Annotated in this window: 23 protein-coding genes; 19 read left to right on the top strand and 4 right to left on the bottom strand. The window is 40.5% G+C overall.

Going from position 1 to position 18,738, the window contains the following annotated elements; genetic code table 11:
* Window positions 1–450 precede the first annotated feature (450 nt).
* Entirely contained in the window at window positions 451–1,872 is a 1,422-nt protein-coding gene (gene nhaC, locus ACCB35_RS21995; protein ID WP_044340223.1) for a Na+/H+ antiporter NhaC, read from the top strand.
* Window positions 1,873–1,875: 3 nt separating this feature from the next.
* On the opposite strand, the gene ACCB35_RS21990 is transcribed toward nhaC, so the two are convergent.
* Window positions 1,876–3,141 (bottom strand): transcriptional regulator, encoded by a 1,266-nt coding sequence (locus ACCB35_RS21990; RefSeq protein ID WP_374055306.1) that lies wholly within the window; start codon window positions 3,139–3,141, stop codon window positions 1,876–1,878.
* A 93-nt stretch (window positions 3,142–3,234) separates the two neighbouring features.
* Between ACCB35_RS21990 and ACCB35_RS21985 the strand changes: the two genes are divergently transcribed.
* From ACCB35_RS21985 to gvpU, 18 genes are all read left to right on the top strand, one after another.
* Entirely contained in the window at window positions 3,235–4,344 is a 1,110-nt protein-coding gene (locus tag ACCB35_RS21985) for a mandelate racemase/muconate lactonizing enzyme family protein (protein ID WP_374055305.1), read from the top strand.
* 12 nt (window positions 4,345–4,356) lie between these two features.
* A complete protein-coding gene (locus ACCB35_RS21980; protein ID WP_374055304.1) occupies window positions 4,357–5,058 on the top strand; it encodes a GNAT family N-acetyltransferase in 702 nt (233 codons plus the stop codon).
* 454 nt (window positions 5,059–5,512) lie between these two features.
* Entirely contained in the window at window positions 5,513–6,688 is a 1,176-nt protein-coding gene (locus ACCB35_RS21975) for a hypothetical protein (RefSeq protein WP_374055303.1), read from the top strand.
* Window positions 6,689–6,697: 9 nt separating this feature from the next.
* Window positions 6,698–7,288 carry a hypothetical protein gene (locus tag ACCB35_RS21970; protein WP_374055302.1) on the top strand — a complete coding sequence of 197 codons (591 nt, stop codon included), beginning with the start codon at window positions 6,698–6,700 and terminating at the stop codon, window positions 7,286–7,288.
* Window positions 7,289–7,677: 389 nt separating this feature from the next.
* Window positions 7,678–7,938 (top strand): gas vesicle structural protein GvpA, encoded by a 261-nt coding sequence (gene gvpA, locus ACCB35_RS21965; protein WP_044340217.1) that lies wholly within the window; start codon window positions 7,678–7,680, stop codon window positions 7,936–7,938.
* Window positions 7,939–7,988: 50 nt separating this feature from the next.
* Window positions 7,989–8,480, top strand: coding sequence for a GvpT/GvpP family gas vesicle accessory protein (gene gvpT, locus ACCB35_RS21960; protein ID WP_374055301.1), 492 nt, complete (start codon window positions 7,989–7,991; stop codon window positions 8,478–8,480).
* 24 nt (window positions 8,481–8,504) lie between these two features.
* A complete protein-coding gene (gene gvpQ, locus ACCB35_RS21955) occupies window positions 8,505–8,960 on the top strand; it encodes a gas vesicle protein GvpQ (RefSeq protein WP_374055300.1) in 456 nt (151 codons plus the stop codon).
* 21 nt (window positions 8,961–8,981) lie between these two features.
* Window positions 8,982–9,242 (top strand): gas vesicle protein GvpJ, encoded by a 261-nt coding sequence (gene gvpJ, locus ACCB35_RS21950; RefSeq protein WP_034764908.1) that lies wholly within the window; start codon window positions 8,982–8,984, stop codon window positions 9,240–9,242.
* Between the two features lie 86 nt (window positions 9,243–9,328).
* Entirely contained in the window at window positions 9,329–9,595 is a 267-nt protein-coding gene (gene gvpO / locus ACCB35_RS21945) for a gas vesicle protein GvpO (RefSeq protein ID WP_034764910.1), read from the top strand.
* Between the two features lie 28 nt (window positions 9,596–9,623).
* Window positions 9,624–10,547, top strand: a complete 924-nt coding sequence (gvpN, locus tag ACCB35_RS21940) for a gas vesicle protein GvpN (protein ID WP_374055299.1) — start codon at window positions 9,624–9,626, stop codon at window positions 10,545–10,547.
* A gap of 13 nt (window positions 10,548–10,560) precedes the next feature.
* Window positions 10,561–11,325 carry a GvpL/GvpF family gas vesicle protein gene (locus tag ACCB35_RS21935; protein ID WP_374055298.1) on the top strand — a complete coding sequence of 255 codons (765 nt, stop codon included), beginning with the start codon at window positions 10,561–10,563 and terminating at the stop codon, window positions 11,323–11,325.
* On the top strand, window positions 11,325–11,579 hold the full coding sequence (locus tag ACCB35_RS21930) for a gas vesicle protein GvpG (protein WP_044340210.1): 255 nt from the start codon (window positions 11,325–11,327) through the stop codon (window positions 11,577–11,579). Before ACCB35_RS21935 ends, ACCB35_RS21930 begins: the two co-directional genes overlap by 1 nt.
* Window positions 11,580–11,589: 10 nt before the next feature.
* Window positions 11,590–12,396 carry a GvpL/GvpF family gas vesicle protein gene (locus ACCB35_RS21925; protein ID WP_374055297.1) on the top strand — a complete coding sequence of 269 codons (807 nt, stop codon included), beginning with the start codon at window positions 11,590–11,592 and terminating at the stop codon, window positions 12,394–12,396.
* Window positions 12,397–12,419: 23 nt separating this feature from the next.
* Entirely contained in the window at window positions 12,420–12,695 is a 276-nt protein-coding gene (locus tag ACCB35_RS21920; protein WP_044340208.1) for a gas vesicle protein, read from the top strand.
* On the top strand, window positions 12,661–12,945 hold the full coding sequence (locus ACCB35_RS21915; RefSeq protein WP_044340207.1) for a gas vesicle protein K: 285 nt from the start codon (window positions 12,661–12,663) through the stop codon (window positions 12,943–12,945). Before ACCB35_RS21920 ends, ACCB35_RS21915 begins: the two co-directional genes overlap by 35 nt.
* A 22-nt stretch (window positions 12,946–12,967) precedes the next feature.
* Entirely contained in the window at window positions 12,968–13,297 is a 330-nt protein-coding gene (gene gvpJ, locus ACCB35_RS21910) for a gas vesicle protein GvpJ (protein ID WP_374057089.1), read from the top strand.
* 15 nt (window positions 13,298–13,312) lie between these two features.
* A complete protein-coding gene (gene gvpT / locus ACCB35_RS21905) occupies window positions 13,313–14,128 on the top strand; it encodes a GvpT/GvpP family gas vesicle accessory protein (protein WP_374055296.1) in 816 nt (271 codons plus the stop codon).
* Between the two features lie 19 nt (window positions 14,129–14,147).
* Window positions 14,148–14,549 (top strand): gas vesicle accessory protein GvpU, encoded by a 402-nt coding sequence (gene gvpU / locus ACCB35_RS21900; protein ID WP_044340204.1) that lies wholly within the window; start codon window positions 14,148–14,150, stop codon window positions 14,547–14,549.
* A gap of 140 nt (window positions 14,550–14,689) precedes the next feature.
* Here gvpU and ACCB35_RS21895 read toward each other — a convergent pair whose 3' ends face one another.
* The 3 genes from ACCB35_RS21895 to ACCB35_RS21885 form a co-directional block, all read right to left on the bottom strand.
* Window positions 14,690–16,465, bottom strand: a complete 1,776-nt coding sequence (locus ACCB35_RS21895; RefSeq protein WP_374055295.1) for a metallophosphoesterase — start codon at window positions 16,463–16,465, stop codon at window positions 14,690–14,692.
* 366 nt (window positions 16,466–16,831) lie between these two features.
* Window positions 16,832–17,089, bottom strand: coding sequence for a GlsB/YeaQ/YmgE family stress response membrane protein (locus ACCB35_RS21890; RefSeq protein ID WP_034764945.1), 258 nt, complete (start codon window positions 17,087–17,089; stop codon window positions 16,832–16,834).
* A gap of 75 nt (window positions 17,090–17,164) precedes the next feature.
* Window positions 17,165–18,634 carry a phospholipase D family protein gene (locus tag ACCB35_RS21885; RefSeq protein ID WP_374055294.1) on the bottom strand — a complete coding sequence of 490 codons (1,470 nt, stop codon included), beginning with the start codon at window positions 18,632–18,634 and terminating at the stop codon, window positions 17,165–17,167.
* Window positions 18,635–18,738 lie beyond the last annotated feature (104 nt).

The raw sequence follows: 18,738 nt of genomic DNA, 5'->3' as shown, positions 1-18,738 counted from the left end.
TACTATATGTTAACCTTCATGGGAAGTAGAATAAAGTAATTGTTACATATATCACTTCGAGGACGCTCAGAAGCTATATGTTACGTCAAAATAGGCAGTGCTAAGGGTAAAGGGGGCGGGCAGGTGAAGAACCCCAAATAAAGCAATCTGGCGGAAAGTTTCTACATAAATACTCTAACACTAGTAAACTCATGCCTAAGGTGACCATACTATACAATAATATTGCAAGGAAACCTCGGCATAATGGTGTGTCGGGGTTTCCTTTTTTGTTTACTCCTCAAGGAAAATGGATTGTAATCTTTAAAACGACTAGAAGAATACCGGGTGTGTAAGCGGTAACAAAAATTAAATTGACTCACTTTGTTTCTCCGTATATCATTATTTTAATAGCGTCTATTTAACGACTATTTAGAACTGTCAAAAAATAAAAGGGGTATAGGGGGAACAAACATGAAAAAAGAAATGCCGTTTTGGATGGCCGTCATCCCGCTCAGTGTCATGATCGTGGTCATGTTCGTCACGATTGTCGTTCTTGAGCAGGGTCCGCATATTCCACTGATCATTGGAACGACGGTAGCAGCCATTGTAGCCTGGAAAGCAGGTTATACGTGGAATGAAATTGAGGATTCTATGTATAAAGGAATACGTCTTGCCCTGCCGGCTGTAGTCATCATCATGCTCGTCGGACTGACGATTGGTGCCTGGATCGGTGGAGGAATCGTGGCTACGATGATTTATTATGGTTTGAAAATCATTACACCATCCCTTTTCTTAGTTTCCATTACGATTATATGCGCTGTTGTCGCATTGGCAATTGGCAGCTCATGGTCAACGATGGGGACGATTGGAGTTGCAGGTATGGGAATCGGTATAAGTATGGGGATTCCAGCACCCATGATTGCCGGGGCGATCATTTCCGGCGCCTACTTTGGGGACAAGATGTCACCGCTTTCTGATACCACCAACCTTGCTTCTGGATTAACGAATACAAATTTATTTGTACATATTCGTCATATGCTTTATACAACGGTGCCGGGATTACTCATTGCTCTAATCGTTTATGCCGTCCTTGGAAGAAATTTCGGTTCAAATAAGATTAATACCAACGACATTGAACAAACAATCAATGTGCTTCAAGATAGCTTTGTGATTTCACCATTTTTGTTATTGATCCCATTGATCGTCATCATTTTAGTGGCTAAAAAGGTACCTGCCATTCCAGCTTTAGTAGTGGGGATCCTGCTTGGATTATTATCCCAGGTGTTTATCCAAAGTGGATCATTTTCTGATGCATTTGCTGCCTTACAAAGTGGTTTCGTCATTGATTCAGGAAATGCAATGGTGGATGATCTTTTTAATCGTGGTGGACTGGATTCAATGATGTATACGGTTTCCATGACCATTGTAGCGATGACCTTTGGAGGGATATTGGAGCATACAGGTATGCTGCAATCCATTGTGAACCAGATTTTAAAGGTTGCCAAATCAGCGAAAGGACTGGTGGCATCCACCGTTGTCTCTTGTTTTGCAACAAATGCCACCTGTTCAGAACAGTATATTTCCATTGTTGTGCCATCTCGAATGTACGCTAAAGCATATGAGGAAAAAGGTTTACATTCCAAGAATTTATCCAGGGCACTTGAAGATGGGGGAACCTTAACCTCTGTCTTTATACCCTGGAATACCTGTGGAGTGTTTATATTTGGTACGTTAGGCGTTCATGCCTTTGAATATGCTCCTTATGCCGTGTTGAACTTTGTAGTGCCTTTACTATCGATTGCATACGCGTTAACCGGTTTTACCATTACAAAACTAACGAATTCCGAATTAATGAACTCCAAAGATGAAGATGAAGTGACCTTAAATTCTTAAGTTCTAATAGGGGAGATGGAGTTTGTAAATGGAACGGGGACGACCTTGTTGATAGGTCATCTCTTCTCCTACTACCTTGATCGAACCGTGATCTACCAGTTTTTTGATTATACGCTCAGTTGAGCGGCGGGTAATTTGAAGATATTCAGTCAACTCGGCAGCAGTAAACTGTGAGGATGAACGCTTTCTGCTGAATTCCATCAATTTAGACAGATTTCCCGGGCTTATTTTAATTTCCTTGGCAATATCAAAGAGTTTCGGGTCATTATTTTTAAGTCGCTGTAACTTAGTTTCTTTCGGATAAGGACCAAGAAGGTTTTTATCATCTGTTAAAATATATCCACACTTCCCTAAAGGATCATTTAGAGCAAAGCGCAGGGCAATTCCAGCGTTTTGCTCTGCTTCTATTGCCGTTGTCCCATAGCCGAATCCAATTTTCATTCGGCCATCCCAATTGGAAATCAAATCATCGAAATTGTGATGAGAGACTAATGACTCTATATGACCAACAGTGCTATAAAATAAGTAAGTATGGTGATCAATTTTTTTCCCCGAACCTTGAATATTATGGGTGAATGATTGTAACCATTTCTTAGAGTCCTGACGTGATTGATCATGGGATAGATAGATGGCTGAAATCATAGAAGCTTTTCTTTTGTTTAGTAGAGCTAAAGATTTCACCTTCTGAAAGCCGTTTAACAAAGATCTAATGGGGTCTACCATTCTTTCTGCGGGAACTCCAAGTTCTTTCAGGCGGTCATATACGGCATGGATGCTAGTTATGGCCATATCCGTATTTCCTGACTGGTGAAGTGAGTAGTGGAATTGAACAATGGAGGTTAGATCCAGCTGATAAGGAAGCTGTTCTTTATACTCCAACACATGAGCACCAGGCATGGAAACTTTTATATCCATCGAGACATGTTGGGTGAATATGGCATCCATCAAATCAATCGATATCCGGTCAATCGGAATTTTTTTGTGATAGGTAATAGACAATAATGTAGAGGCGACGGCCATTTCATTCTGTTCCAGGAATAAGGAAGGAACAGATAATTGGTCACAAATATCTTTTGAATAATAATAAGGTAATGCACCTGAGAAAAATATGGCATCACAAGGCTTTAAGTGTTGGATCAGTTCTTTGGATTGATATGGATCTTGATAAGTGTAGGGTTCTATTTCGATGTCAGTCATGTGAGGTTCTAAGGGGTGTAAATCCTGGATGAAATCTTGAGACCCGATAACGGCTATTTTTATCTTTTCCATGCTTCCTCCTACTTTCGATTTAATTAACGACTATTTAACGACATTATAACCATTGGAAAATGATTGTGTAAACAAAAAAGGAGTTGTATATCTATGAAAATAACCGGATTAAACTTGTATGCTATTCGTCTGCCCCTTCACGTCCCTTTTGTGGTGAGCTACCATACGTATCATGATATGCCTTCCATCATCGTAGAGATGGAGACCGACGAGGGGATCACTGGGTACGGCGAAGCAGTCGCAGATGAGCACGTTACAGGAGAGTCCTGGGAGAGTACCTACCATGTGTTAAAGAGCACGTTAGGGAAAGCTGTGTTAGGACAGAATCCAATGAATATAGAGAAGCTTCATGAGATCATGAATGAATCCATTTATGGCGTTCCAAGTGCAAAAGCGGCCATTGACATCGCCTGCTTTGATATTATAGGGAAGAAGCTTTCTCAGCCTGTTTATCAATTGATCGGGGGCCGTTACCATAATGAATTCCCCCTCACACATGTATTAAGTATTGCAGAGCCAGAAGTGATGGCAGATGAGGCAGCAGTCATGGTGGATAAAGGGTATCTTTCTTTTAAAATGAAAGTGGGCACGGAAATAAAAGCAGATGTCGAGCGCATACAAAAGGTTCGTGAAAGGGTAGGGAATCATATTGCCATCCGCGTTGATGTGAATCAGGGATGGAAAAACAGTTCGCAAACATTAAGAGCTCTCCGTTCATTGGATGATATCGAGTTGGATTGGATAGAACAACCGGTTCTTGCTGATGATATTGACGGGATGGTGACTGTGAAGTCCAAGACTTCTTTGCCTTTAATGATAGATGAAGGTCTTAAAGGGACAAGGGAAATGAGAGAAATCATCCAAAAAAAGGCAGCAGATAAAGTGAATATCAAATTAATGAAATGCGGTGGGATCTACCCTGCTGTAAAGCTTGCCCACCAGGCAGAAATGGCAGGAGTAGAGTGCCAGGTAGGCTCCATGGTAGAATCATCCATTGGCTCTGCTGCAGGCTTTCATGTTGCTTTTTCAAAAAGGATCATAACAAGTGTGGAGCTCACGGGACCACTGAAATTCTCAAAAGATGTGGGAAACCTTGTCTATGATGTTCCTTTTATTCGTCTTTCAGAAAAGCCCGGATTAGGGATTGAGATAAATAAATCGATATTGAAAGAACTGACGCAATTTCAAGACTCGTTAGGATAAGGAGGACAGCGTGTGAACGCACTTCATGAAGGAAAGTTAATCAAGGAGAACAGGCTGTATACTGTTCATAAATTATCTATGTTACACATAGAAAACATTCTTTTATTACAAGATCTGGTAGTCACTGATTTAGAGGATAAAACACGTTTACAACCCCTTGCGCGAGATGAATATGAGTATATCCTTAAGGGAAATGGCGTGATGGTTGGTGCTTTTCTGGAACAGGAGCTCATTGCACTTAGAGCGCTTCTTATACCGGAAATCGACGATGAACATCTGGGATTGGATATAGGATTAAATGAAGCTGAGTTAAATCAAGTAATCTACCAGGAAATCTCCGTTGTCCATCCCTCTTACCGGGGAAATCGATTGCAGCAAGTGTTAGGCACAGTCATTATGGAGGAACTTAACAACCTTCCCGATGATTTCACCTATATTAGCTGTACCGTAGCCCCTTTTAATATTCCAAGTTTGAAAGATAAATTTGCTCAAGGCATGGAAATAGCGGCTTTGAAAAAGAAATATGGAGAGCAAATGCGCTATATATTTGTTAAAGAAGTAAACAAGCCATCTGCATCTACGGAACAGAAACGGTTAATTATTCCAATGGACGATTTTCACACGCAGCAATCACTCCTTCTTACAGGCTGGCGGGGAATTGGAATGAAGAGGCTTCAAGAGAACGACCATGTCGTGTTCGTTAAATATCAATGAAATGAACTTTATCAAATGCAAAAATTTTTCATTCATAGGAGCAGTCTCATATTATGAGGCTGCTCTTTTTTATGCTGCCTAGTGTTAAAGGGGACAGTATCAAATTATAAAAAACAACCTAAATAATTTAATAGATTACTAGAGTAGTGGGTTGATAGTTACAAACCTTCTACTAAAATATGGTTGTAAACAAAAATGTATACATGTACACAAATAAGTACACAATTGTACACAAAAATGTATACAAGTATACAATCAAGTACACATGTTGGTATGCATGAATGTGTACAAAATATGTATACAACGATACAAATTGTATACATTCTACCCCTGATGCCGTTGGGAATATTCGATAGAAAAGTAGGATTGACCAGAGACGGGAAATTGTATACTCTGAGAGTAAGAGTTGAAATTTTTTGACAAATTCTTACTCATGATTGAAAGGATGATTTTAATGACAAATTCACGAATTGCAGCCATTGACGTTGGTAATGATTCTCTTAAAGGTATTTTTGGAAAGATGGACGCCGAGGTGAATATTCCGAACGTCATCGCTAGAGATGTTGAAGACCGTCCTATCATCGGTATCGAGGAGCTGGATACACAAGACCCACTAGACGGCATACATATCCGTGTCCACTCCCCTGCCCTTAAAGACAATAATGCAATTTATCGTGTCGGTAATCTTGCGACAAAGAGCAATAACTCTACTGAACTGGATCCGGGCAGCAGTAAATCAGAAGAAGATCAAACATTGGTCATGCTGTTTGCTTCTATCGCTCTGGATGCAGCTCGTAATGGATCAGATTTTAAAAAGAATAATAATGTAATCGAAGCAAACTACACGCTGGGAACAGGTCTTCCCCTACGTGAAGTAAAGGAAGGAAAAGATGTTGGATACCGTTCAAGATTATTAGGTTCGGTTCACCAGGTCGAGTTCCTTGTCACTCCACGCTATCAAGGTATCAAAGTAAATATTAAATTTGATGAAGTGAAGGTTTATCCAGAAGGATTCGCTGCTTTCATTAACCTAGTGATGGATAATAATTCAAATATCATCAACAAAGATTTGATTGATAAGCGCATCCTGATTCAGGATATAGGTGGATTATCCACAGATATCGCGGTTATCAAAGATCGTAAAGTAGACGACGATAAAGCTCAAGGGTTTAACCTGGGTGTATCTGAATCACTTGAATTGATCCGTGAGGAAATCCGTTCAAAACACGGGATTGAGCTCGACAGTCGTCGTGATGTGGTAGAAATCATCACGAAGAAAAATGACCGCAATCATATTATGGTTAAAGGAAGCCGTACAAGCGTACATGACATCGTTGACCGTATCATGCTTGAACTTGCCAAGAAGCAATATCGTCACCTGCGCAATATGTGGCAAAAGAATTCTCAAACTGAAATCTGCTACTTCATTGGCGGAGGATCAAGTGTCCTTAAAGAATATATTAAAACGCTCAATAACAATCTTGACGGTTACAATATCGACTTCTTTGAAGATGAGAAAGAAAGCATTTGGATGATGGCGAATGCTTATTATAAGCTTATTGCAGACTTCTCAAGAAAGAATCAAAAACAAGCCCAAAAAGAAGATCAAAAATTAGCGAAAACCAAATAGGGTGATGGTATGAATCAAAAAGGGATGTCGAGGGGACAGCCGATTACGTTTCGGATCCCTTCTGATACACCTGACCATGTATTAAAGCATTTACAAAAGCTTAAGGAAACGGAAAAGCGAAATTTCTCCAGTAAAATTGCAGAACTTGTATTGAATGGAGTAAATGATACGATTTCCAAGCAGCGGGAAGCTATTACGATACCCCTTCCAAAGGGTTTGGATAAATCCCAGCGTGATTGGCTGAAGCATGAACATTCAGAAGCGCTGTTAGGCAGCATCGTGTACCAACTGTTATCAAACCCGGTTCGTACAGCCTCCCTTCTAGCTTCCTTAAGCAGTAATTCGTTGGATATTGATGAAGCCCTCTATCTTCAGGAAGAATCTGCCGCAAGTCACGATTCTTCAAGTGAGTGGTCCCTTGATCAAGTGATGGATGATGCTCCAGAAGAAGTAGAAGATGAGCGCTCATACTCTACTGACGAAGAATTGGACAACTTTGACTGGGACAATGCCATGAAGCCCCAGGAAACCGTTGAAGAACCTAAAGAAGAAACGATGGAAGATCTCTTAGGCGACTTTCTGTCCCAAATGAATAAATAAGAAAAGAACCAGAAGCGAAGCTGAAAGGCATAAATGCTTCTGGTTCTTTTTTTGTAGGTTATTCATGAGAATCATTTCCTCCCCTCCCTACGATGTAAAATCACACTTCTCCCCTAATTTCAACCCGGATTTTCCTTTAGAAACTGTAATCAATTTGTCTTATTTGAATTAATTATTCTGCAAAAAACCTTACAATCCATATAACTGTAAGAAAGAAATATTACAGAATGGGAAAAACATCATGAAACATATATAAAAAATGGCAGTTTAATTCAAATGATTCCCAGGACCTAGTTTACGGTAGGTGCAAAACGAGGTAAACACCGATTAAACCGAATATAAAATTTGCACACAGTCATTGGCTACACCAATTAATGAGGAGAGATTCGATGAGTATTCAAAAAAGTAACGATAGCTCAAGTCTCGCAGAAGTAATTGATAGAATCCTGGATAAAGGAATAGTCATTGATGCATTTGCCAGAGTTTCCTTGGTAGGAATTGAAATCCTTACTATAGAAGCACGAGTCGTCATTGCAAGTGTAGATACATGGTTACGATATGCAGAGGCAGTTGGGCTCTTAAGAGATGAAGTTCAAGAAGAAGGCTTAGCCAAGCAGGAGAATGAAAGAGGAGCAGCGTTTAGCGTTTAAACAAGTAAATAAAATATAGTTTTACTATTTTAGAAGAAAAGAGGATGAATATGGCAGAAACAAAAAGCAGTCAACAAGTAGAAGAAACGAAAAATACTCAAGAAAACGAAGAACAAACAACTGAAAACAGACAATCCATGAATTATGCGATTATCGGTGGAGTAGTCGGAGCGGGTATCGGGTTACTCTCAAACCCGGGTACAGGAAAGAAAGTAGTGGACAGTCTAGGGAAGTCAGAAGTGATGAAAGCAGCTAGTAAAGAATTGCGAAGGTCGGCACAGGAATTCCTGACAGAGCAGGCCATTATCACCTTAAGACAATCGGCTACCGGATATATGAGCAGACTGGAAGGCGGTTTGCTTGCACCTAAGAAGAAAAAAGAAGAGGTATCGGAAAACACTGAATCCAAGGCTGATAACAGTGAAAATTCTTCAAATCAATCAGAAGAATTGGAAGAAATCAAAGAAGAAAACAAAAATTTGAACGAACGTTTAGAACGTATTGAAGAAATGCTGAACAGCTTAGTGGAGTCTAAGAAATAATCGCATCCCTGAAGGGGGCATTACATGAGTAAGCCAGTGAAAAAAGCAGTTGGCAAGATGGCTAAAAAAGCATATGATCACGCCCCGGAACCCGTGAAAGAAAAAGTGAAAGATACGATGAAAGAGAAGGCGAAAGAAACATTTGTGAACAGTGTTGAAGGTGGAATTCAATCAAAAGCCAACGAAGCATCTGAGAAGTTAGAGAAGGCAAAAGAAAAAAATGCTGATAATGTTCACAACAAAGCTGAAGAAGCTAAGGAAAAAGTACAGGATGTCCTGCTTTCCGTACGGGAAAAGCTAGGAAATGCAAAAGAAGCAGGAGAAGAATTCCAAAAGAAAGTCTCTTCATCGAATGATAAAAAGACCAGAATTAAAGGCGTAGAAAATATTAAAGGAGCAAGTGACATTAAGAGCTCCTTGAAAATAAAAAGTTCTACAGAAATTAAATCGTCGAAAGATATAAAGACCATCTGTTCTTAAACACCGGAAGGAGAATAACAATTGGCTATTCAAAAGAGTAATAATAGTTCGAGCTTAGCAGAAGTAATTGACCGGATTCTCGACAAAGGTATTGTCATTGATGCCTTTGCAAGGGTATCTGTCGTTGGGATTGAGATCTTAACGGTTGAAGCAAGGGTCGTCATTGCCAGCGTAGATACATGGTTGCGTTATGCAGAAGCTGTAGGCCTGCTTCGGGATGATGTCGAAGAAAACGGTCTTGCTACTCAGCAGAATGAAAGAAGCTCCCAGTTTAGTATTTAAGCAGGGGCAGTACAGTAAAGAAAGTGAGAAGGGGGCCATTATTGGCACCCCTCCCCCTTTCATAACAGGTAGAGTAGGAGGCGACTATGGTTATCAAAGAGATTATGAATAGTGTTACCGACTTCTTCAATGAACATGTAGCCCCGGTCCATAAGATTACTTCAGTGGAATTGACTGAAGATGAAGGGTGGAAGCTTCAAGTCGAAGTCATTGAAGAAAAGGAATATATGAAGAAATATGCTAAAGACGAAATGCTTGGAACATATGATGTTCTTCTTAATAAAGAAAAGGAAGTCACATCATTTAAACGACGGGATATCCGTTACAGAAGTGCCATTGGACAGGAAATGTAGTGGATGAGCGAGTAGGAGGGAATTGTACGTGACGGTCTTAACAAAACGGATCAAAAAGGATAGCAGGGCATTAATACAAGACGATGAAACGAAAGAATTGCTTTCGCGCTCATTACAATACCTTAAAGCTGGATATCCTGTACATTTTACAGGTCCTTCCGGAGCCGGGAAAACGTCTCTTGCTCTAGCACTTGCCAAGAAGAGAAAAAGACCGGTTATGCTCATGCATGGTAATCATGAACTGAATAATAAAGATTTAATCGGTGATTTCACAGGCTATACAAGTAAAAAAGTGATCGATCAATATGTTCGATCCGTTTACAAAAAGGATGAAAGTGTCACCGAGACATGGAGAGATGGCCGTTTACTGGAAGCAGTAAAGAATGGATATACCCTTGTATACGATGAATTCACACGATCACAGCCTACAACGAATAATATCTTTCTATCCATTTTAGAAGAAGGGATCATCCCTTTATATGGATCGAAGCTAACTGAACCCTTTATTCGCGTACACCCGGAATTTGCAATCATATTTACTAGTAATCCTGCAGAATACGCAGGTGTTTATCAAACACAGGATGCTCTCCTGGATAGATTGATCACCATAAACGTAGATTACAAGGGAGCTGAACAAGAGGCAGTGATTGTATCGGAAAAAGCAAACTTGGTTATGAGTGAAGCAAGAGCGATTACAACCCTTGTCTCTACACTACGCGATCAATGTACCAATGAATTAAATGGACCGAGCTTGCGTGCTTCATTAATGATCGCAAGGCTCGCCATTGAATCAGACATTCCCATAGACGGTAAGGATCCAGATTTTCAACGTCTATGTATTGATATAGCAGCACACAGTGTAAGTCGATGTATCGACGGAGAAAACCCACAAGAAAAAGCAGAACAATTGATTATAGATGCATGCAAACGTATGAAGGTATCTGAGGAATAAAGGAGAGTTTCAAATGAGTAATGAAGAAATCGGGATTTATATATTCTGTGCCATTCAAACAGAAGAAGACGATCGATTTGGTTCCATTGAAATAGAAGGCGAGGAACGGGAGACGTTCACGATCAGATATAAGGACGCCGCAATGGTAGCAGCGGAAGTACCGATGAAAATCTATCATCCTAAGAAGCAGAATTTGCTCATGCACCAAGGTGCCGTATCACGTGTGATGGATCAAAAGGATACGGTCATCCCGATCAGCTTCGGGAATGTCTTTAAATCAAGAGACGATGTAGAGGCCCTGCTTGAAAACCTTTATCCGCAGTTTGAAACTCTTTTCCCGGCAATTAAAGGGAAAATCGAGCTGGGCTTAAAGGTGATCGGTAAAAAGGAATGGCTTGAAGCCATGGTGAAAGATAACCCGCAGGTAGAAAAAATGGCCTCAGCCGTTAAAGGGAAATCAGAATCGGCCGCTTATTATGACCGCATTCAGCTTGGCGGAATGGCTCAGAAGCTATTTACTTCCCTGCAAAGTGAGATTAAGGAAGAAGTTTATGCACCCCTTGGGGAAGCAGCAGTGTCGGCGAAGGCAAACGAACCTTCAAGTGAGAAAATGCTCCTAAATGCCTCTTTCTTAATTGATCGGGATCAGGAAGAATTATTTGACCAAAAGGTCAATGAAGCCCATGAAAAATGGAAGGATAAGGTCGAATTTAATTATAGCGGCCCTTGGCCGGCTTACAATTTCGTCAACATACGCCTGAAGGTTGAGGAAGGCTGATGATTCATAAATTGGTGAGTGCACCAATTAATTTAGTCATTAAAGTCGGAGAAAAGATTAAAGAAGAAGCAGACAAAGAGTTGTACGACCTTCCTACCATTCAACAAAAATTGATTCAGCTTCAAATGATGTATGAATTAGGTGAAATTCCTGAAGAAGCTTTTCAGGAAAAAGAAGATGAGCTCTTAACAAGGTATGAAATTGCGAAACAGATGGAAATGGAACAATGGGAAGAATTAACGAAAAAGAAATAAGGGTGATCAGATGAGCGATTTACTTTATTTATATGGCTTAATCCCAACTAAAGAAGCAAATGAAAAATCCCTTCCCTCCATGAAAGGCTTCGATGGAGAAGGTGAACTATATACAATTGAAATCGGTGAAGTGACAGCCATTGTTTGTGATCTGCCACCGAATGAATACTCAGAAGAGACCATCAAAGACAAAGTCGATAACGACATGGATTGGCTGCAGGAAAAGGCGTTTCATCATCATGAAACGGTATTGATGGTTTCAAAGATGTATACCATCATCCCTCTGAAGTTCTGTACATTGTATAAGAATGAGGATAGCCTTAAGTCCACGATTGAAGGGAATCGAAATAAGCTTGAGACGACATTCAAACAGCTGGATGGGAACGAAGAATGGAACGTCAAAATCTACTGTGACGATAATCTGCTGAAGAAGCAGGTAAGCGAAAGCAACCCTTCTATCGAAGCCAAAAGAAAAGAAATCAGTGAATTACCAAAGGGCAGGCAGTTCTTTGAAAAGAAAAAAATCGATCAGCTGATAGACCGGGAGTTAGAAAACGAAAAGAATCGTCTCTGTGAAGAGGTTCATGAAAAGCTGAAAGAGCATTCCCTCCATGGAAACATCAAAAAAAATTGGAGTAAGGATGTCACTGGCCGACAAGAGCATATGGCTTGGAATAGTGTGTTCCTTCTTCCAGTATCCAATGTTGATGATTTTGTTGAGGAAATTAAGCAATATGAAGAAGAACTGGGACACGCTGGTTGGAAAATTGAAGCATCCGGCCCTTGGCCACCTTATCATTTTTCTAGTTTTTCTTAATCACAAAATAAGGAATGAGAAATATGACAGTCAGAGAATCGATCGAGAACAAAGATATAGCCCTTATAGATATTTTAGATGTCATTCTCGACAAAGGTGTGGCGATAAAGGGAGATTTAATTATATCCATTGCAGGTGTCGACCTCGTGTATCTGGATTTGCGAGTGCTGATTTCCTCAGTAGAGACATTAGTTCAACATAAGCAGGGAACACGTAAAACGGTAACGTCCGATCAATTCGATAAAGAAAGGGAGGGATTGATTCATGCAACAGGCCAACGGGACAAATGGGCGAATTAATTTCGACCCGGAAAAAGCAGAACAAGGACTGGCACAGCTTGTATTGACCGTTGTAGAACTATTAAGGCAAATCGTCGAGAGACATGCGATGCGGCGTGTCGAAGGCGGTACTTTAACGGATGAACAAGTGGAGAATCTGGGCATTGCCCTTATGAACTTAGAAGAGAAAATGGAAGAGTTAAAAGAGGTATTTGGTCTTGATGCAGAAGACTTGAATATAGATCTTGGTCCTTTAGGGAGCTTAATGTAATGCCGATTAAGGAGGTTACATGATGGGAATGGAGCATCCGGTACAATCCAACACAATCGTGGATGTATTAGAGAAGATTTTAGATAAAGGAGTTGTCGTGGCAGGAGATATTACGGTGGGAATCGCCGATGTCGAGCTCCTCACGATAAAGATCCGCTTAATCGTTGCTTCCGTAGATAAAGCGAAAGAAATTGGCATGGACTGGTGGGAAAATGATCCTTACTTAAGTTCCAAAGCCGCCGATAACAACACGAAAGCACTGGAAGAGGAAAATAAGAAATTGCAGGAACGTTTGGAATCACTTGAAAAGAAACTGGATACAAACCGTCTTAATTCGGCGGAAACAAACTAATTGGAGGTTTTACCGATGGCAGAAAAAAATACGCAAAGCACAACAGTTGAGAATCAAGGACAAGAAAAGAATTCAACAAACGAGAATAAAACGAGAAGAAGCGGCCCTATCAAGAGAACCGTAGCTGGAAGTCTGTTGGGAGCAACTGTAGGATATCTGGCAACACCTGAAAATGGAAAAAAACTATTAGATCGTATTGATCAAGAGAAAATAAAAAGCAAAAGCCTGGATTTCGGGAAAGCAGCAAAAGAAAAATCCCGAAAAGCAGCTGTGACACTAAAATCATCAACAGCTAATCTATTTAAGCGCGATAAAGAGGAAGAAGCCTCAGAAGACACGGAAACGGCCGTAAATTCAACAGAAACGAACAGCCAAGAAGAAGAGTCGAATCAGGACTATGAAGCTCTTAAACAGGAAAATGAAGAGCTTCAGAACCGTTTACAGCAATTAGAAGAGAAAATGAATCAAATTGCCGCGACGCGTGAAGATGGAAGTGAAGAAGAGGAAGATGAAGAAGAAGAAGAAGACGAAAAAGAAGAAACCTCTTCAAGTAAGAAAGCTTCTAAAAAGTCTAAAGAAGAAGCGACAGATGAAGAGGATGACGATGAAGAAGACGAAGACACTAGTGAAGATGATGAAGATGATAGCGATGATGAGGAAGAAGCTTCGAGCAAGAAGAAATCAAATGGTAAATCAAGTACAAAAGGAAAGAAGCGTTCTACCCGCAAGTCTTCAGCTAAAAGTAAAAAAACTGCAAAAAAAGATGATGATAAAGACGAAGATCAAGAAGAAGATACAACACTCTCTACCGAGGACGACACAGTAGCTTAACTAGAAAGGAGACGTGAAAATGAGTGTAGAACCAGGTACAGGAAAGGATAGCATCTTAGAATTTTTTGTACAGGCATCAAACAAGCATGACTTTTCATTAGACATCACGTTAAACGTCAAGGGTGCCGTGATAACGGGTACCTTAGTTTCCGCAAAGGAATACTTCGATTCATTGAGTGAAACCTTTGAGGATGGCAGTGAAGTGGCTCAGAAGTTGAGTGAGGAGCTTGCCAGAGCCGGGGAGTCTGTAGAAGAAAACCAAAGTGCTGAAGCCCACTTTATTCACTTGAAGAACACAAAGGTGTATTGTGGCGACAGCAAACCGACCCCATCAAAAGGGAAGATCATGTGGCGTGGTAAATTAAGTGAGATCGACGGATTTTTCTTAGGAAAGATTTCGGAATCAAAGAGTAGTAAATAATAAAGAGCAACTGAACATACAGTTCAGTTGCTCTTTATTATTTGAAAGAACGATAATTTGAATTATTCCCCAGGCAGAACACAACTTCAAAAGAATAAGCTCCTTCCAATATTGAATGGAAGGGAGCTTTATATCAATGTTTATTTCTTTTGTACGATGAGCGTTTCCGAACTGTTTGCTGGAATGGTAAGTTGTACTTCCAGATACTGCTTACTGCCGGATGCGTAATTCTGAAGTATATTACCTGTTGATACATTGTAATTTCCTTCTGTCATATATAAGGGGATGGTGACAGTTAAAGGTTTGTGTAAACGATTTGTCACCTCCACCTGTTGTGAGGAAGCACTTCCATCGTTACCTGTCTGATAAACGGCATCAAAGGACATTGTTCCACCTTTCGTGTCCCCATCTTGATACACAGGGGTGGAGTGGCCGGGTTCTTCATAATTGTAGGATTCGATCTGCCCACCTTGAACAGAAAAATCCCTGAATCCGACCCACGGCTTACCAGTCAATTCAATCGCTGTCGTCGTTGTATATAAAATGCCATCTTCTTTCGTCACGTTATCAATATGAGTGTGTCCATGCAGACTAAGGGTTACATTGTTTTCCTTCATTACACTAATTAATTCTTTCGCATTTTCCCCATGCCATTGCTGATCGTATTTGATTCCCAGCTTTTCTCCAAGAACCAATGTTTCCAAACGCTGAGGATTATGCTTTTCATCATATTGCTTCCAATAATTTTGTACCTCCGGGTCATCCTGTGGCCATATTTCCCGGTCGCGCCACAGTGGGTTGTGATGGGAGAAGAGTCCACGGATTTGCCCGCTCTCTGCAGTCTGGCCATTGCGTTGTAAGTCTTCTTTCACCCAATTGAGTTGTTCCTCACGTATTTGGCCACCCCAGGTTGGAACAGAAACAGTTCCATTACCACTTCGATCGAACTTGTGCCAGTCAAAGGAGTTGTATCCGATGAAGTGGGCATAAGGGCCGTAATCAAAGGAAAAATATTGAGGACCGAAGTACTTCTCCCAGTATTTCGCTCCATCTGTTAGCGTAGCATCCTGGGCGTAATAATCATGATTACCAGGAACTATATACACGGGTACATTCAATTTTTGAAGCATTTTATACGTTTCTTCGTATTCATAAATATACTCCTGAGGGTTCATTTGACCATACATAAGGTCTCCTGTTACAACAACGAAATCAGGGTTTTTTAAATTGACCTCTTTAATGGCTTTTTGCAAATATAACCACCGTTTTTTTGGATCCGGGTCCCACATGCCTGCTTCTTTGGCGAGAGCAGGGTCTATTGAGGAAGGATCTTCAGGATCACCGAGATTTCGAGGGGATCCAATATGAGTGTCCGTTAAATGCAAAAAGGTGAAATCCTTGTTATATTCGTCCACAACTTTAACAGAATGAGGTTGTTCATCAGTGGTCCTTTGACCATTTCCTGTGTAGGCTACTTCTAAATCATAAAGCTTTTGTGGAGTCCCTTCTGGAATTGTCACCGTAACATTGACGATTGAAGAGCTGTCTTTCCAATGAGAATCCCCCTGTTGTATTGATTTAACAGGTAATTCATATTCACTGTTTAGAGAGGAGTGATTGGTCTGCTTTAATTTGACACTCCATGATCCAGCTTCTTTCCCTTGTGTGTCGATTTTCAAGGTGAGAGCCTCACCTTTCTTTTTTATGGCTGGTGTTGCAAATAGAGGGTAAATAATCTGGTTTACCTTCTTATCCAGGGAGATATTTGGAGCGGAATCCAGATAATGAGTACTGTTACCGATACCGCCATCCTTTACACCAGCTGAACTTAAAGGGGTTTCCAGTGCTTCGGTTGATAGAGGAAGAATCGAAAATACTACAAGTAAAGCGAAACTTTTTTTGAACCATTTTTTCATTTTGACTGCCTCCTTTTCGAATATAAGAGTATCAGCCATATGTAAAGGCAGTGTTGATTCTTTATAACAAATGAAGATCGGAAACGATTACCTGTTTTGGTTGGATATAGAGGTTTCCCATTTCCTTATAGCGGGTAAATACTATACAAAGGAGGTTACCTGCATGAAACGTTTAATTGGAAGACTGATCAAATGGGGACCTGTTATTTACCCGATTTATAAGAAGTATCGAAATAAGAGAAGACATAAAAAGTCAATGACGTACTAAGAAAAAGCAGCCTGCAATTGGCTGCTTTTTTCTTGCCCGGACTCCTTGATATATTAAAAACCCCTTGGATGGGAATCCATTCAAGGGGTTTACTGATATTAATGAGAAGTTCTTCTCATTCCTCTAAGCAGTAAGCTTAACAGGAATACAAAGATGATCGCTCCGAGTAGAGCTGGAATGATAGCAATTCCTGCAAGTGATGGTCCGAAGCTTCCTAGAAGTTCTCCTCCGATCCATGCACCGATAATACCTGCGATGATGTTTCCGATGATTCCACCAGGAACGTTTTTACCTAATATAAGACCAGCTAACCAACCGATGATTCCACCTACGATTAAGTACAAAATAATACCCATTTTTCTAACCTCCATTTTATGTTTTTTGTGATGTGTTGTTACTGATTTATTTCCCTTTTATTGTGGAATTAAAACCTAATAGGTCGTCACTTGGAAAATTTTTTGCAAGATATACATGACATATTTAAAGGCAGGCAGTTTATCCTGATATTTCTCATACTTAACGGTGTAGGTTCCATTTTCGTTGTTCCAGATCCTTTTGAAATATTGATCAACTTCACTCATGATATTACTGTCTGAAGGGGCTACTAACTTAATATTCTCTTCTAAGTTATAGTCATCCATATTACGGGAGGTATAGTTCCCCGATCCACCAATAACGGTACTTTCATTTTTCCCTTTTACGTAAATGAATTTTGTATGATATTGTTCTTTATTGGTGTTGTACCAGCGAATCGTAATATGATCGTTGTCAAGGTTGTGAAGCTCTGAGGCAATAGGCAAATTAGGCAACCCGATTTTTTCTTGCCCAAAGGCGTTTTGGTTGGGATCGAGAACCAGTCGCACGTCCACTTCCCGTTTTGCAGCATCTTCAATCGCGTCGATGATATCACGGTCTGCCAGGTAGAACATGCCAATCCACGCTTCGTCTCCTTTTTTGGCTTTGTTTAAGGCATTTACGACACCTTTTTGAATCTCTCTCTCTGTAAGGATTTGCGCCTTAACACTTGCTTCACCTGGATCGGGCTTTTTTATTGACTCATTCAACTGTTCTACTGTAGGAAAGGCCACTGGATCGCCACCTGAAAAAGCTGCCACTGCCTTTTCAGCTTTTACCATGTCCTTGAGGATTTCCCCCTTGACCTTGAATCCAATGTTAGAGTGAAACCCACTTGCATCGTGGGGATTAGCGGATAAGATTAACCCAGCATCTTCCGTGATGACGACCTTTCTGTGATTCGCTTTAATATTCAACAGTTTCAAGTAAGATCTCATGGTTACCTTAGGTGCTGAAGGGGCCATGGGGTTAGGGAGCCATCCATAGCCATCCTGACCAAACCAGCCCAGTGCAGCCCTCCACACGCCTGAATATAGGATGTTAGGATCTCTGAGGCGGTTTAAATCGGTGTAAATGACTTCAGCTCCAAGATCTTCTAAAGGCTCTAATTGTTTAGCGGTATGGGATCCATAGGTGGTGTTGACGATATCACTGATGAAGACGACCTTTAGACCAGGTTTCTTTTTCATCTGTTCCTGAATCGTTTTCGATAATTTTTCACTGATTCTCGGGTAATCACGATCACCCTTTGTATATCCATTTACTAAAAATAAGTCCAAGATAAGAAAATCTTCTGCTTCTTCAATGGTTTGGTATACTTCATCAAAGATCGAATGATCATAGAGTTCTTTTCCATCCTTCTGGTACGTAAGGTCGTATAGGAACTCTACATCCTCTTCAGGTATGGTATAGGTATTGCCGGCATAGGATATTCCCGGAGGCAACGGCTTAACGCGGTGGTAAACCATCACGACTGTAAGGATCAATATGATGACACCCCCGATCCACCAGTTTTTCCTCTTATACCACTTTTTCTTTGTTTTCAATTGAATTCCCCTGTTCTACTGTTTTTTTCTTACTATACCCTTAATGGTAGGTGTAGAATCCGTTTCAACCGGGATGAGGAAACAATTTTTTACCCTGAACAAAA

Source organism: Rossellomorea sp. FM04394, from assembly GCF_041889765.1.
GTDB classification, from domain to species: Bacteria; Bacillota; Bacilli; order Bacillales; family Bacillaceae_B; genus Rossellomorea; species Rossellomorea aquimaris_B.
This window is presented reverse-complemented; position numbering and strand designations above follow the sequence as displayed.

What these genes read in the sequence shown, in the direction of transcription:
- nhaC (WP_044340223.1), top strand. Translation starts at nt 451, where the DNA reads ATGAAAAAAGAAATGCCGTTTTGGATGGCCGTCATCCCGCTCAGTGTC.
- ACCB35_RS21990 (WP_374055306.1), bottom strand. Translation starts at nt 3,141, where the DNA reads ATGGAAAAGATAAAAATAGCCGTTATCGGGTCTCAAGATTTCATCCAG.
- ACCB35_RS21985 (WP_374055305.1), top strand. Translation starts at nt 3,235, where the DNA reads ATGAAAATAACCGGATTAAACTTGTATGCTATTCGTCTGCCCCTTCAC.
- ACCB35_RS21975 (WP_374055303.1), top strand. Translation starts at nt 5,513, where the DNA reads ATGACAAATTCACGAATTGCAGCCATTGACGTTGGTAATGATTCTCTT.
- ACCB35_RS21970 (WP_374055302.1), top strand. Translation starts at nt 6,698, where the DNA reads ATGAATCAAAAAGGGATGTCGAGGGGACAGCCGATTACGTTTCGGATC.
- gvpA (WP_044340217.1), top strand. Translation starts at nt 7,678, where the DNA reads ATGAGTATTCAAAAAAGTAACGATAGCTCAAGTCTCGCAGAAGTAATT.
- gvpT (WP_374055301.1), top strand. Translation starts at nt 7,989, where the DNA reads ATGGCAGAAACAAAAAGCAGTCAACAAGTAGAAGAAACGAAAAATACT.
- gvpQ (WP_374055300.1), top strand. Translation starts at nt 8,505, where the DNA reads ATGAGTAAGCCAGTGAAAAAAGCAGTTGGCAAGATGGCTAAAAAAGCA.
- gvpO (WP_034764910.1), top strand. Translation starts at nt 9,329, where the DNA reads ATGGTTATCAAAGAGATTATGAATAGTGTTACCGACTTCTTCAATGAA.
- ACCB35_RS21935 (WP_374055298.1), top strand. Translation starts at nt 10,561, where the DNA reads ATGAGTAATGAAGAAATCGGGATTTATATATTCTGTGCCATTCAAACA.
- ACCB35_RS21930 (WP_044340210.1), top strand. Translation starts at nt 11,325, where the DNA reads ATGATTCATAAATTGGTGAGTGCACCAATTAATTTAGTCATTAAAGTC.
- ACCB35_RS21925 (WP_374055297.1), top strand. Translation starts at nt 11,590, where the DNA reads ATGAGCGATTTACTTTATTTATATGGCTTAATCCCAACTAAAGAAGCA.
- ACCB35_RS21920 (WP_044340208.1), top strand. Translation starts at nt 12,420, where the DNA reads ATGACAGTCAGAGAATCGATCGAGAACAAAGATATAGCCCTTATAGAT.
- ACCB35_RS21915 (WP_044340207.1), top strand. Translation starts at nt 12,661, where the DNA reads ATGCAACAGGCCAACGGGACAAATGGGCGAATTAATTTCGACCCGGAA.
- gvpJ (WP_374057089.1), top strand. Translation starts at nt 12,968, where the DNA reads ATGGGAATGGAGCATCCGGTACAATCCAACACAATCGTGGATGTATTA.
- gvpT (WP_374055296.1), top strand. Translation starts at nt 13,313, where the DNA reads ATGGCAGAAAAAAATACGCAAAGCACAACAGTTGAGAATCAAGGACAA.
- gvpU (WP_044340204.1), top strand. Translation starts at nt 14,148, where the DNA reads ATGAGTGTAGAACCAGGTACAGGAAAGGATAGCATCTTAGAATTTTTT.
- ACCB35_RS21895 (WP_374055295.1), bottom strand. Translation starts at nt 16,465, where the DNA reads ATGAAAAAATGGTTCAAAAAAAGTTTCGCTTTACTTGTAGTATTTTCG.
- ACCB35_RS21890 (WP_034764945.1), bottom strand. Translation starts at nt 17,089, where the DNA reads ATGGGTATTATTTTGTACTTAATCGTAGGTGGAATCATCGGTTGGTTA.